13 protein-coding genes are annotated in these 14,392 nt (G+C 43.2%); 4 read left to right on the top strand and 9 right to left on the bottom strand.

All coding sequences use genetic code 11. From position 1 onward, the window contains the following. The coding region (gene purL, locus ACRBG0_RS22780) for a phosphoribosylformylglycinamidine synthase subunit PurL (protein ID WP_431489149.1) at nt 1-1,868 on the top strand (1,868 nt) is incomplete at its 5' end. A gap of 30 nt (nt 1,869-1,898) precedes the next feature. Further along, nucleotides 1,899-3,014 (top strand): peroxiredoxin family protein, encoded by a 1,116-nt coding sequence (locus ACRBG0_RS22785; protein WP_431489150.1) that lies wholly within the window; start codon nt 1,899-1,901, stop codon nt 3,012-3,014. 82 nt (nt 3,015-3,096) lie between these two features. Here the strand turns inward: ACRBG0_RS22785 and ACRBG0_RS22790 are convergent, their stop codons facing one another. Genes ACRBG0_RS22790 through yidC form a run of 5 tightly spaced genes read right to left on the bottom strand, consistent with a single transcriptional unit; the run spans nt 3,097 to nt 8,836 of the window. Next, a complete protein-coding gene (locus ACRBG0_RS22790; protein WP_431489151.1) occupies nt 3,097-4,527 on the bottom strand; it encodes an OmpA family protein in 1,431 nt (476 codons plus the stop codon). A 60-nt stretch (nt 4,528-4,587) separates the two neighbouring features. Further along, nucleotides 4,588-5,457: a hypothetical protein gene (locus tag ACRBG0_RS22795; RefSeq protein WP_431489152.1), complete on the bottom strand. Its 870-nt coding sequence runs from the start codon at nt 5,455-5,457 to the stop codon at nt 4,588-4,590. Then, nucleotides 5,427-6,011, bottom strand: coding sequence for a Maf family nucleotide pyrophosphatase (locus ACRBG0_RS22800; RefSeq protein WP_431489153.1), 585 nt, complete (start codon nt 6,009-6,011; stop codon nt 5,427-5,429). Before ACRBG0_RS22800 ends, ACRBG0_RS22795 begins: the two co-directional genes overlap by 31 nt. A 4-nt stretch (nt 6,012-6,015) precedes the next feature. Continuing rightward, a complete protein-coding gene (locus ACRBG0_RS22805; protein WP_431489154.1) occupies nt 6,016-6,930 on the bottom strand; it encodes a UbiA family prenyltransferase in 915 nt (304 codons plus the stop codon). Between the two features lie 16 nt (nt 6,931-6,946). Beyond that, nucleotides 6,947-8,836: a membrane protein insertase YidC gene (yidC, locus tag ACRBG0_RS22810; protein WP_431489155.1), complete on the bottom strand. Its 1,890-nt coding sequence runs from the start codon at nt 8,834-8,836 to the stop codon at nt 6,947-6,949. Nucleotides 8,837-8,899: 63 nt separating this feature from the next. Between yidC and ACRBG0_RS22815 the strand changes: the two genes are divergently transcribed. Next, nucleotides 8,900-9,340, top strand: a complete 441-nt coding sequence (locus ACRBG0_RS22815) for a DUF3293 domain-containing protein (protein WP_431489156.1) — start codon at nt 8,900-8,902, stop codon at nt 9,338-9,340. On the opposite strand, the gene ACRBG0_RS22820 is transcribed toward ACRBG0_RS22815, so the two are convergent. Next, complete coding sequence (locus ACRBG0_RS22820; RefSeq protein ID WP_431489157.1) at nt 9,337-10,569, bottom strand: pyridoxal phosphate-dependent aminotransferase; 1,233 nt, start codon at nt 10,567-10,569, stop codon at nt 9,337-9,339. The genes ACRBG0_RS22815 and ACRBG0_RS22820 overlap by 4 nt on opposite strands. Nucleotides 10,570-10,755: 186 nt before the next feature. Here ACRBG0_RS22820 and ACRBG0_RS22825 point away from each other — a divergent pair, with 186 nt between their 5' ends. Next, a complete protein-coding gene (locus ACRBG0_RS22825) occupies nt 10,756-12,051 on the top strand; it encodes an ATP-dependent DNA helicase (protein ID WP_431489158.1) in 1,296 nt (431 codons plus the stop codon). Between the two features lie 561 nt (nt 12,052-12,612). On the opposite strand, the gene ACRBG0_RS22830 is transcribed toward ACRBG0_RS22825, so the two are convergent. The 3 genes from ACRBG0_RS22830 to ACRBG0_RS22840 are packed head-to-tail and all read right to left on the bottom strand — an operon-like array spanning nt 12,613 to nt 14,321. Then, entirely contained in the window at nt 12,613-12,936 is a 324-nt protein-coding gene (locus ACRBG0_RS22830) for a TraR/DksA family transcriptional regulator (protein ID WP_431489159.1), read from the bottom strand. A gap of 52 nt (nt 12,937-12,988) precedes the next feature. Next, the gene (locus ACRBG0_RS22835; protein WP_431489160.1) at nt 12,989-13,486 is read right to left on the bottom strand and encodes a metallophosphoesterase family protein; all 498 of its coding nucleotides are present in this window, start codon (nt 13,484-13,486) and stop codon (nt 12,989-12,991) included. A 4-nt stretch (nt 13,487-13,490) separates the two neighbouring features. After that, a complete protein-coding gene (locus ACRBG0_RS22840; protein WP_431489161.1) occupies nt 13,491-14,321 on the bottom strand; it encodes a C1 family peptidase in 831 nt (276 codons plus the stop codon). Nucleotides 14,322-14,392 lie beyond the last annotated feature (71 nt).

A 14,392-nucleotide genomic window follows, 5' to 3' on the forward strand; every position in this document is an offset into this window, starting at 1 on the left:
GGGCTAGGCCTATTGCTGCTTTAAACTCTCTGCGTTTCGGTGATATCAAGGAACCTCATACGCGTCGCCTTGTCAAAGGAGTCGTGAGTGGTATTGGTGATTATGGTAACTGTTTTGGTGTGCCAACGGTAGGTGGTGAAGTATATTTCAATAGCTGTTACAACCAAAATATATTGGTCAATGCCATGTCTGTAGGGATCGTTAAAGCAGGTGAAACTGTTTCAGCGAGTGCTGATGGGCCTGGCAATCCTGTCTTTATCGTTGGTTCCGCTACCGGTAAAGATGGTATCCACGGTGCTACCTTCGCTTCTGCTGATCTTACCGAAGACTCGGCGGACGATCTACCAGCTGTTCAAGTAGGTGATCCATTCCAGGAAAAGCTATTATTAGAAGCAAGTCTGGAAGTTATTACTACCGGAGCCGTAGTAGGAATGCAAGATATGGGAGCAGCGGGAATTACCTGTTCTACCAGTGAAATGAGTGCTAAAAGTGGCACTGGTATGCAGATTGATTTGAGTAAAGTTCCTACTCGCCAAAGCAATATGGTACCTTTTGAAATTCTTCTTAGCGAAAGTCAGGAAAGAATGCTGATCGTTGCCAAAAAAGGCGAAGAACAGAAGCTGCTTGATGTTTTTGACAAGTGGGATTTAGAATGTGAAGAAATTGGTGTAGTTACTGACACCGGTCGCTTAGAGTTTTTCTATGAAGGTGAAAAGGTTGCCGATGTTCCTGCTGAGCCATTGGTGCTTGGCGGTGGCGCTCCTGTTTATGAGAGGGAATACACCCGGCCTACCTACTTCGATAAGATTGCCGCTTTTGACCAGGAAGCTATTACTGCCCCTGATGATACATTAGCTACAGCAAAGCAGCTTTTTGCTTCTCCAAATATTGTTTCTAAGCGCTGGATTTACGAGCAATACGATAGCATGGTTCGTACCAACTCAATGGGAACAAACGCCCCTAGCGATGCCGCCTTGGTAAGAGTTAAGGGGTCAACCAAGGCACTAGCTGTAACGACAGATTGTAATTCTGCCTACGTTTATGCCGATCCTTACAAGGGAACGATGATTGCAGTGGCGGAAGCAGCAAGAAATATTGTTTGCTCTGGTGGCCTTCCTGTAGCAATTACCAATTGCCTCAATTTCGGAAACCCTTACAATCCTGAAGTTTATTTTCAGTTTGTAAACGCCATCAAAGGTATGGGGGAAGCTTGCCGTAAGTTTGATACTCCTGTTACAGGAGGTAATGTGAGCTTCTACAATCAGTCTGTTCATAAAAATGGAACGGAACCGGTCTACCCTACTCCCACCATTGGAATGCTGGGACTTCTAGATCACTATGAGCAGGCAATGACGCTTTACTTTAAAGAAGCAGGGCAGTCTATTTACCTACTGGGCCAAAGCCGGGAAGACCTGGGGAGTTCAGAATACCTACGGCTTATTCACGGTGTTGAGCAATCTCCGGTTCCATATTTTGACCTGGAAGAAGAGTATGCATTGCAGCAGGAAGTTTCCAAAATCATCAAAGCTGGATTAATTGACGCTTGTCATGATGTTTCAGAAGGTGGCCTATTTGTTACACTGATGGAGGCAGCAATGCCAAAAGGTATTGGTTTTGCAGTAAATACAGATCCAAGTATCCGTAAAGATGCTTTCCTCTTCGGAGAGAGCCAAAGCCGGGTGATGGTTGCAGTTAAACCTGAGCAAGAAGAGGCATTACTGAACCATTTGAAAGCACAAAACATTATTAATACGAAGCTTGGTCAAACGGTAGCAGGCAATGTTACTATTGATGGACAAGACTTTGGCGCTGTTAGAGAATGGAAGTCTACTTACGACCATACCCTCGGTGAGCTTATTGAGCAATAATATTATTAATTCTGATCAACCAAATAGATTATGAAATCGATACTACGTTTCAGCGGATTCCTGCTGATTATGTTAATAACCCAGGCTTGTCAAGAACAGGGCCTGACTATAGAAGGGAACATTGAAAATGCTGCAAATTTGCAGGTGTTTGTAGATGAGGTACGTCTGGGCAAAGCAAGTACACCACTCCAAAGTACAGACTTGGGAGCCAATGGTAGTTTTAGCCTTGCTTTTCCTGATGGCTTACCAGCCGGCATATACAACCTTAGAATCGGTGCCAAGAAAGTAAATTTCGTTCTTGATGGTACTGAGTCTCATGTGGTGCTAGATGGCAATTTGGAAAATTTGCAAACGTATAATTTTGAGATCAGTGGTTCAAATGATTCAAAAACGCTAACCAGAACAATGCAAGGATTGTTTCGCCGGGAATATAAGCCGGAAGACATTGCAGCTTTTGTAGATAGTGTAAGCAACCCTCACCTTGCTGCGTATATTGCTTTCACTTCACTGGGAAATAACGGTCAGTTTATCCCTACTCAAAAGAAAGCATTGGAACGGCTGACAATGGCCTACCCTGATGCTGAAGGTACAGCTGCCTATGCTACTCATATCACTAACATTGAGCAGCAGGCTTTGTCACAGCAGCAACGCAGTGCAGGCCCTATTCAAGTAGGTATGCAAGCACCAGATATTCGCATGTCGAGCCCGGATGGTAAAGAATATGCGCTTTCTGATCTGCGTGGCAAAGTAGTCCTTCTTGATTTTTGGGCAAGTTGGTGTGGCCCTTGCCGCCGAGAGAACCCAAACGTTGTAGAGGTATATAACCGTTATAAAGCTCAAGGGTTTACTGTTTACAGTGTCTCTCTTGATGGCCTAGATACACGTAGTAAGGCCCGCTACAAGCCAGAAGATATGGATCGGGTAATGGAAGGCCAGAAGCAACGCTGGGTGAATGCCATTGAGCAAGACGGACTTTCTTGGGAGTATCATGTAAGTGACCTTAAAAAATGGGAAAGTGCCGCCGGCCGTTCTTACGGCGTATCTAGTATCCCTCGCACTTTCCTTATTGACCGTGAAGGAAAAATTGCGGCTGTAAACTTACGCGGCGCTGCTGCGATTGAAGCTGCTTTACAACAAGCTTTGTAATTTGGTTTTCAACCAGGCTGAATAAAAAAATCCCGCTGCTCAAGAAATTAGGCAGCGGGATTTTTTATGTGGGTGGGAAAATCTATTCTATGTACAGGTCAAATTCAACCCTGCGGTTTTGTTCACGCCCTGGAGCATAACGATTGTCGCCAATAGGCTGAGTTTCACCATATCCTTCGTGCGACATTCTTGTAGCATTAATTCCTTTGTTCAAGAGGTAATCGTAACAAGCTTTAGCTCGACGTTTTGAAAGATTCAGGTTGTCGCCAGCAGATCCGATAGAATCCGTGTGTCCTCCTATGCGAACCTTATAGCCAGCGTATCGCTGTAATATGTCTACAACCTTGTCCAAAATAGCATAAGACTCACTTCGCAAGGTTGCGCTACCTGTTTCAAAGGCGATGGATTGCACTGCTTCAGCAAGTACCTCACGGTCCGTTTGAGCAATTTCAGGGCAACCTTTATTACTGGCTGGTCCAGCAAGATTAGGACATGAATCCAGGCGATCTACAATACCGTCGTTGTCGGAATCGGGACAACCATTATTAGCTGCGGTCCCAGGCTGGTTAGGGCAGTCATCATCCTTGTCAGCAATGCCGTCTCCATCCCGATCCGGGCAGCCCATTGTAGCTGCGCTTCCCGCTATATCCGGACAAAGGTCATCTACATCAGCAACACCATCACTGTCGCGATCGGTCACCGGACAGCCTTTGTTGCTAATAGGGCCAGCCTGATTAGGACACGCATCGTCTTTATCTGCAATGCCGTCGCTATCAGTATCTGGACAGCCTTTTAACTTGAGTACTCCGGCTAAATCTGGGCAGCTATCACTACCGTCAGCAACACCATCACCGTCGCGGTCGGGGCAACCATTAAGGGCAAGGGTGCCAGCTTGATCAGGGCAAAGATCTTGTGCATCAGGAATACCATCGTTATCGCGGTCGGCTACTTCAGGAGCTTGGTTAGGGTCTTCGCCAATCATCATGCGTAAACCAAGGCCAGCTTGAAGATGATCCCTGAAATCATTGTTATTGAGGTGATAACCAGCAGTTGTACTAAGGTAAGTCGACTTAGATAAAAGAATATCTAAGCCTACGCCTAAAGGAATGTCAAGCGTCAGTTTATCGGAATTTTCGACTAAGCCCCCTACTCCGGCAAATACTCTCGGGCGGAAAACTTTCCCTTTGTAAATATTAAGATTGAGTAAGGCATCCAATCCAATGTTAAGCGCCTGGCGGGTAGGATCACCGGTTGCGTTTTGCGGAAGCTGAGCACTCGCAACTCTTAGGGGAAAACTTAGATCCAAAAGGTTGCCAAGTGCATGGAAATATTCCACTTCAAAACCGGAATTAAAGTCATCCAAATTCAAGGCGGAAATATCTTCCAATGGCCACTGATAATTACTGCCAATGTAGCGAATGGCAAAGCTGTTCCTATTATCAAGATTTTGGGCATTTAGCCCGCTATTCATTAAGAATAATAGGAAAGAAAATAGCAAAAGGACTTTTTTCATGACTAGTAGTTTGACTAAGTAACAAATATCTTTCTTTAGACTCATAAAAGGGAAGCAGTGTCACTTATTAAAGTACCACTTTTTTTCTTTCCACCAGGATAGTAAAGACAGTGGAACAAGGAAGTGTACTATACGGAGGGTTGCTTCGGGTAACCAAAAAGTAAATAAATTGCCAACAGAGCTTAACTCCATGTGGCTCCAAACCCTGGCTAATGCTGTAAGGAAGCCCCAGACAATAATGTAATACAAACCAATATATGCCCATTTTTTGAAAGGAACAAAAAGCAGGAACGCTGCCAGGAAATCTAAAAAACCAGCCATTTTTAGTAAAAAAAGTGCTTGTACATTGGTCACTCCAAAGCCACTGATCATCATTTGTTGAAAATGACCAGGTACGGGATAATAACCCCAGGCGTAAAGTCCGTGTCCAATAAAAGTGAGTGCAATGGCTAGTCTAACCCAATAATGGAACCTGTTATCTGTGTAAAGTTTTGACAATAAGAATGCCAATAAAAACGGGCTCATCCACTGCAAACTTAACTCCGCGAAATGGCCTATTCTACCAAAGTGATCTTTGGTATCCAATAAGGCGTGAAACAAACAAAGTGAGCCGCCTAAAATTAGCAGGGAAAAACTGATGGAAGGGAACTTGTTGAAAAGCAATGTTCCCAATGCAGCAATAAGAAAGCCTATCCCAAGCATCAAAGTCATCTGATCGATGTAAAGACTTGCTTGGGGCGAGCTCACCCATTCGCTCCAAGTCCAGCCTAGGCGCATGACAAATGGAGATGCCAGGTCCTCGTCCCAAAGCAGCGTGCGTAAAGGACTATCCCAATACAAATACTGCCAGGCCCGACTTAAAAGCAGGGTAAAAACACTGATTTGTAAGAGGCGCTGACTTAATTTAATAGATCTTGTAGTGCGTTCCATACACGTTCAACGGGTAAGCCCATTACATTAGCATAAGTACCTTCAATTTTTTCTACTTTACAGAGTCCAATCCACTCTTGGATCGCATAAGACCCCGCTTTGTCAAAGGGCCTATAGTTACTTACATAATAGCGAATATCTTCCTTGCTTAATGGAGCAAATTTGACTTTGGTCAAGTCACCAAAGGCAATCTCTTCCTTATTAGTGAGTAAACAAACACCGGTGATCACCTGATGCTCTTGGCCAGATAACTCAGCCAACATTGTATGAGCCTCCTCTTCATTTTGTGGCTTTCCAAAAATGATGCCATTCAGAATTACTACACTGTCGGCAGCAAGGATGATGTCGTTATCAGATTCTAGAAAGACCTTGGACGCTCGTGCTTTTTTCTTTGCTAAATAAACGGGCACCTCTTCTACGGGCATATCATCAGGGTAGGATTCCTCTACCTCAAGTGTTCTAACTTCAAACGGCAAGCCTGCCTCTTCCAATAATTGACTGCGACGAGGTGACTTTGAAGCCAGTATAATTCGGTGATTTTCTTTAAGCAGCAAAGATTTATATTTTGTAAAGGAACAACAAGAGAAGACCTCCTAAAAGAAAGAATTTCCATTGTTGACTAAGGTTAAAGTAATGTTCTGACTGACTAGCTTGACGCATTTTTTTCAAGAGAATAACAACCCCTATTATTAAGCAACCACTTACTGTAGCAGTTTGCGGTTGAAAAAGAGAATAGCTCCAAGGAATTAGTCCGATACAAAGGGTGACGATAAGAACAAGGCTCAACGCAAATACAAATCTTTTTGCCTGAGTTACTCCTAAGTATGCTGGCAGGGTATTTCTACCTAATCGAATATCACCATACAGGTCTTCAAAATCTTTAATGATTTCCCGAATCCAGGTAGCCAGGAAAGCATAGCCCATGAATAGAAGGATAATAAAACTGACCTGATCCATTTTGGGCTCACTGAGTAAGCGCCAAGTGCTGCGTTCGGCCAACCAGATAAGGCCTGCAGTTCCTGCACAACAAAAAGCAATAAAAACATTGCCCGCAAAAGGCTTGGTTTTTAAGGCGCGAGGGTAAATGCCCAATAACACTGCAAAGCATGGAAACAACCATAACCAAGCAAGTTCTTGTTTGAGAAAAGCCAGCAGAATACTGGAAAAGAAACCTATAAAAATAAGACTGGCAATCAACCACCTAACGGTACCCTCCTCGATTTTCTGTCCAACTAATACCCGTTCAGGGCGGTTGATCATATCAATAGGGTAATCCAAAAGATCATTGATTACATAACCTGCTGCTGTAAGGCAAACTGTTGCAAAAATGATTAGCAACAACTCTTCAATGTTCAATACTGCAACTAGACCTTCCTGCTCATAAGCTTTACCTAGAATTTGCTGGGCGACTAGCCATTGTGTTAGGGCTACTACCACCAAGTTAGGAAACCGCAACAGGCGAAGAACGATCATGATCTTATAACATTACTTACTTCTTCTTTTTCTTGGCCTCCATTGCTGCTTGCTTACGTTTTTGTTCTTCCATTGCTGTCTGGAGGCGCTCCTGGAAGCCCGATTTCTTCTTTGGTTTACGTTTGTTGGCTTCTAACTCTTCAATAATTTTATCATTGTCGATGATGAAATTTTTAGTCACTACCGTTTGGGTAATATTGATGATATTACTAAACAACAAGTAACATGTAAGTCCCGAAGCAAAACTATTAAAGAAACCAAGGAACATGACAGGCATAATGTACTGGAAGTACTTCATCATTGGGTTTGCCCCAAAGTCCATGTGTTTGGTGTTGTAATAGGTATAAATCAGGGTGGTTATTGCCCAAAGTACTGCAAAAAGACTGATGTGTGCACCAAACCCGAGAGGGATTTCAAAAGGTAGGCGCATCAGGACATCGTAACTTGAAAGGTCTGTCGCCCATAAGAAACCCTCTTGTCGGAAGGTTATTGCGGCCGGGAAGAATCGATAGAGAGCAAACCATATGGGCAGCTGCAGCACCATGGGCAGGCATCCTCCAAGAGGGTTTACACCGTACTCTCGATACATCTTCATCGTTTCCATTTGCTGCGCTTGGGCGTCATCCTTGTGCTTAGCCTTTGCCTTCTCCAGGTAGGGCTTCATTGCGGCCATCTTAGACTGCGAATACAGCATCTTATAAGTCAATGGAAAAACAATAAGCTTAACCAACAGGGTGAGAAGTAGGATTGCGATCCCTTTATTCCCGGTAATTCCATCAAAGAAATTAAACAGCGGACGAATGACCCATCGGTTAATGGCTCCAAAAATACTGCGACCGTAAGGAATGATATCTGTCAAATCATTTCCTAGTGCCTCCAAACGATCAAAATTATTAGGCCCAATGTACAGCTGCATGCTGATTGTTTCATCAGGGCTATGGGCATAAGGGAGGAGGATATCGGCACTTACTTTTTTCAAGTCATCCGATTCTTCAGGAAGGACTTCTGTTTGTAGTGTAACACCTTTAAACTGCTCGCCTGCTATAATACTGGTATTGAAAAACTGATTAGTAGCAGCAACCCACTTTACCTTTTGGTTTTCCGAAGTTACTTCGTCGGAAGAGGTACAAGAGCAACGATCAGCATCGTCATCAGTAGGCTTGTAGTAGATGGAGGTGTAATTACGTTCGTAGGCCTCGTTGATTTCCAGTTTGTCTAGATAGTTAACCCAGGACAACTGAATCTGCTGGGCATCATTGCTCAGGATTTGTTGAAGGCCACTAAACTTAACTTGGTAATCCACAACATAATTACCGTCGGCAAGGGTATAAATTTGCTCTACAAATTGCCCTGCAGCGATTTCAGCTTTCATACTTAAGGTATTCCCCTTAAGTTCAGGCTTGAAGAACAAATCGCTGGTACGGACGATTCCATTAGGAATATTACTTACCGGAAGCAAGTATTCAAAACGGTTTTTATCGTCTTCTAGTAGTTCTAGTGGTATTTTGGTTTCTACACCAGCAGAATCAAGAAGTACCTTGAAATGCTTTTTTAATACAACTTTATCAATATTTCCACCTTTGGTAGAAACCGATACAGTCATAAGGTCATTCTCAAGGGTAATCATTTCTTCTTCCCCCATTGTTGCTACAGCAAATGCACCGTAAGCACCACTGCGTTGCAATAACAAAACCGAATCCGGTACTGCTACTGGTGCCTCAGCGGTATTTGGGGAGTTAAGTTCAACAGCATCAGCAGTATCTGCTAATTGCTGCTCTATATTAGCGATCGAATCCTGACGGCGTTGATCAGCCTCTAGTGCTTCTGGTGAGGGCGCAAAAAATTGTTGCCAAGCCATTAGCAATGCAAAAATAAGTACAATCCCTACTACCTGATTCTTATCCATGAATGGAAACTTGTGTAAATTAGTCGCGCAAAGGTATCACTTTCGAACTGCTAATTAAAAAAAGTGCCAAGGAATAAATCACAAGGTTTCGACGAGCAGCTCAAAACTGCCTACCAACAAGCTATTTACAGAATTTTCATGCCTTCAATTAACTGGAAAATAGGAAGAGTAGAACCCGATATTGACAAACTCCTGCAAGCTAATGGCGCAAAAAAGGCTATTTTCCTAACGGCATCGAACCCTTATTCTAAGCTATGCAGCATTCAAAAAAACAAGGAAGCTAATGAGACTTTACTTGCCTGGATCAAAGAAAATAATTACACGTTTTTTGAGGGGCAAGGTGAGGATCCTCAAGGAGTTTGGCCGCCAGAGCAAAGTTTCCTTATCCTAGGCATCGACGCCAAAGAGGCCATAGCTCTTGGACAGAGTTGGCATCAGAATGCAGTAGTCTTTATCGAGAAAAGTAAGCCTCCTACCCTATTATGGTGTAACGTATTGAGTTAATAAGAAGCACGCTGTAGATCAGTTGTAGATGCTTCTTTGCGACCAGGGTAAACAGACAAAGCTACTTCCAGACAATCCATTGCCGCATGTAAATCATCTTCATTGAGAACGTAGGCTATTCGTACCTCATCTTTCCCAAGCCCGGGGGTGGCATAAAAACCTTGGCCTGGAGAAAGCATTACTGTTGCACCTTTATGCTCAAAGTCCTCCAAGAGCCAACGACAAAAATCTTCAGCATCATCTACCGGCATTCGTGCAAAACAATAGAATGCCCCTCCTGGCAGATAAGAATCAACACCAGGCATGGCCCGTAACCGCTGAAAGACCGTATTTCGGCGGCGTTCGTATTCTTCTTTGACACCATTAAGATAGGCTTGATCATCCTGTAGCATATACAAAGAGAGCATCTGCCCTAATCCTGGAGGACTCAGGCGAAGCTTGGCGTAACGGGAAATAGCAGCTGTAACGTCTTGGTTACGGGTAACAAGTGCTCCTACCCTGGCGCCACATGCACTGTATCGTTTAGAGACGGAATCAATGACTACTGTATGGTCGTCAATTTCTGGCAAACTCAGCGCAGATAGAAAGGTATTCTCTCCGTAACAAAACTCGCGGTAAACTTCATCAACACAGAGAAAGATATCTTTCTCTTTCACCAATTTACCTAGTTGTTGTAACGTAGCGGGGGCGTAACAGCAACCAGTGGGGTTATTGGGGTTGGTGATAAAAATAGCTTTAGTCCGGGGCGTTATTTTAGCGGCAAACTCCTCAATAGGTGGCAGCGCAAAACCATCTTTAATATTACAAGTAATAGGTATTACTCGGATATCAGCGATGTGACCGAAGCCATTGTAATTTGCGTAAAATGGCTCGGGAACGATGATTTCATCTCCTGGATCAAGGCAAGCCAATAAAAAAAACAGAATAGCCTCAGAGCCCCCCGTTGTAACGATGATGTCTTCATACCCCAGACCAATATCATATCGGGCATAGTAGTCAACCAAGGCTTCTCGGTAATTTTGGTGCCCTTCAGCAGGACTATAAGCAAGAATTTTTAATGGCTCAGCTTGGAAGCGCTCAATCGCTTTAGGTGGAGTGAGTATATCTGGCTGGCCAATATTTAGATGATATACGTGACGCCCCTTCTTCTTAGCTTCATCAGCTATTGGAATCAATTTCCGGAAAGGAGAAAGTGGGACAGTTGTACTACGATGAGATATACTTGGCATACGCATATTTTTTGCAAGCAGCAAAGATACAGCTAAGCCTTTAATAGTTATGCATTCCATTTATAAATTGCACTAGATTGTAGCTTTATTCTCTTTCAGCGAGCAACAGCAGCAATATCCACAGGCTTATCATTGGGTGAACTCAGTATAAAAGTGCACCTTTGGCAACTATAAGTATGCTTATAAATGGAAGATAAAAAGGCACTAATTCTTAATCGTGATTTTGTTTATGCATTGGAGCGTATGGAGAAAAGTAACGATTTACTTTTCGTTACCGGACGTGCAGGCACAGGCAAGTCAACCTTGCTTCAATTGTTCCGCCAAACTACCAACAAAAAAATAGTGGTTCTCGCTCCTACTGGTGTGGCCGCACTGAATGTAAAGGGGCAAACGATACATTCCTTTTTTGGTTTTCCTCCCCGACTCATTGACCCTCGCCGGGATATTAAGAAACGCCGCTACCGGCAGCTATATCAAAAACTAGACACCATTGTTATTGATGAAATCAGTATGGTCAGAGCAGATATGCTGGACAATATTGATTACTTTCTGCGGCTACACCGGGATGATCCTCGGCCTTTTGGTGGCGTGCAGATGGTCTTTTTTGGCGACCTCTTTCAACTTCCACCAGTGGTCGCTTCGGAGGTGGAAAAACAACTGTTTCGTACAACCTACGAATCTCCCTACTTTTTCTCTGCAAAGGTCATTCAGCCTCCGGTGAGCATGGAAATGATTGAGCTTAATACCGTTTATCGGCAAGAAAATCGCCATTTTTTACGACTTTTAGAAGGAATAAGACTGAATCGACTGGATTACGATGATCTTGAGGATTTGAATGCTCGCCATTTGCCTGAAGAACCTAATCCTGAATTTGCGATTACCTTGTCAGCTCGGAATGCCCGGGTTGATGCCATCAATAAAGAAGGATTAGAAGCTATTCCTTTTCCTGCAAAAACCTTCTTGGCAAAGGTGAATGGAAATTTCCCGGACCGACTTTTTCCAACAGATGCCCTCTTACACCTGAAATTGAATGCGCAGGTTATGTTTTTACGCAATGATCCTGATAAAAAGTACGTCAACGGGACAATAGGGAAAGTCATTAAGATGGAAGAGGATACCATTACCATTTTAGTGGAAGAGGATAATAAAAGTGAAGAGGTAAAGGTGGAACGACACGAATGGGAAATTTTACGATACAAGTTGGATGAACAAAAGCCCAATGAAATAGGAACAGAAAGCCTTGGGTCATTTAAACAGTTCCCTTTACGCTTGGCTTGGTCTGTTACGATTCACAAGGCCCAAGGAAAGACTTTCGACAAGGTGATTATTGACTTAGGACGGGGGGCTTTTGAGCATGGACAGACCTATGTTGCGTTAAGTCGATGTCGCACCTTGGATGGGGTCATTCTCCGTCAAGCACTTCGTCCTCAGGATGTGATAACCGACGAACGTATTGTCACTTTTTATGAAGGGCAGCAATAAAGATCAAAAAACACAGAATCAATTAATCGAGGTCTTTTTGTAAAATTCCAAAGGAAAATTTGGGATATTCTCAATCGGCCATATAAATTTGGGCAAACAAGTTATCTTCACGGGCAATTTTTTTTGAATTGGTTAGAGTGAAAATCATAAACAACTGTGTCTTAGTGCCCTTCAGGGACAAGGAGAAGAGTTTTAGTTTTTGGTTTACTATGATCACAAAAAAATATGCCCATTACAAGCTAAAAATATATTATGTCAACAAGAAAACGGAAATCCAGAAAACAACAGCGTATTGAAGCCAAAGATGAAAAGGCAAATTATAAGTTCTTTTTAATCTTGGCTGGGGTAACAGTGCTTTTACTTATTCTCATGTATTTCATCTACACTGGGTTTTAAGAGCATGTTTGGTACTCACTACGCCTGAAAACCAACGCTTTATGAACCTGACTTCGCATCAAAGTGCTCGTTTGGCTCGCCAAACTCACATTTTGATTGTCGCCAGAACCATTAAACCCTTGATTTTCAATACGAACCCGTACCAAACAAGTACTTGACGATGTCCTAGCGGGCACAATTGACACAAAAAGGACTTTGTGGCATAAGTGCCACCCTCATTACGGGTATAGCTTTACCGCATCGCTTGCAAAGGCCAAAATCGTCTTCATCGACCCGGTGTAAAGCGTGACGTAGTTTGCTAAGTTTATCTTTTGATTGACGTAAAGCAGCCTCCGTCACGCTTTTGTTATTAATGGCATCCATTCTAGACACTCGTCCAATAGCATCATCCGGGCTTACAGGAGAGGACATTTCTTCGTATTCTTCTATTTTCTTTTTTGTCTTGACAATCTCCTGGTCAAGTAGATTACGTATCGCTGTCTTATCCATTTTTTTCTATTGAAAAGGTTACCTCTGCGGGCGGACGCAACATTATTAGCTATTATCTGCCACGCAGCCCTAATTCAATCACTTCCATATCATGAATCCGACCAGAAGTTAGGGAAAAACGGACAATTGTACGCATTTTATGAAAACCGTGTTGTCCACAAGCGCCGGGGTTGACATGCAATAGCTCTCTCTTCTTATCTGGCATAACCTTTAGAATGTGTGAATGACCGCAGATGTAGAGCTTTGGCTTAAATTCATCCAATAATTTACGTACCCTCGTATTATACCTCCCTGGATAGCCCCCAATGTGCGTTATGAAGACTTTGACCCCGTCAGCGATAAACAAAAGGTCCTCAGGATAGCGATGCCTTAATTCGGGCTCATCTATATTTCCAAAAACAGCTCTTACGGGTTTAAATGCCTCTAGCTGGTCCATTATTTCAGGTACACCGATATCACCACCATGCCATATTTCATCTACTTCTGCAAAGTGGGTGAATATCTTGGGATCAAGAAAACTATGGGTATCACTTAAAAGGCCTACTCTCATTAATCTAGTAAGTATTAGGAACCATAACATAACCGTTGGTTGCCCGATTAGCAAGATCATTGTAATTGATCGAAAGATAACCATTGTTGGCCCAAGCGCTACCCCAGCTACTCATTACCTCAAAAGCCTGCTGGTTTTCATCAAAGCCTACCACTAATAAGGTGTAGGCTATTTTGGTATTACTGTGATCTGGCTCCCAGCTTCGTGTAGGCCCCAACTGTGGGAAATCTGCACTAGCCTGAAATTCAACCAAAACGGGATTACCTCTAATCAATGCCTTACGGAGTTCAAAAATCTTTTCTCTGGGAGAGGCAAATGGTTGGAAAAGATGCAAATAGTTGTTGATTTGATACTTCGTAGTCGCATATACGGTAGAAGATACCTGAGCTGCATCGTAAGGGACGATGGCTGCACTGACAGTACCGTTCTGCACCAAGAACTTCAATCCTTGGTCCAATGAGGATCGCTGGCCTTGAGATTGTAAACTAAGAGAGATATAGTCCGGACTAAGATTGTCCTTAAAGTTCCTACTAAGGTTTACATAATACTCCAGACAGCTGGCAAGCATGTAACTCCAATCCGAGCCTCTGAATCCCATCTTTCGCACAGGCATCAGATAAGGTTTCAAACTCTGCTGTTCTTGTGTGAGCCGGGAATTACTTCCTACGCCTTCTACTGTTACCATTAGCTGGTCAAAAAGGGTTGTGTTGGTGACACCAAGCGTAGTTACTTGGTTAGCATCTCGTGTAGAGAGTTCGCTACCTGGCGGTTGCGCGAAAAGTAAACTACTAAGCAAAAGGCTTGCGCCTAAGGCAAACGTACGAATAGTGAACATAGCTAGTTTTTAGAGGCAGCAATTTGCTGCAAGATTTACGAAGTGTGTAGTTTTCGCAGAGTAGTTATTAA

Origin of the sequence: Lewinella sp. (assembly GCF_050633125.1) — a bacterium.
Classification (GTDB): Bacteria; Bacteroidota; Bacteroidia; order Chitinophagales; family Saprospiraceae; genus Lewinella.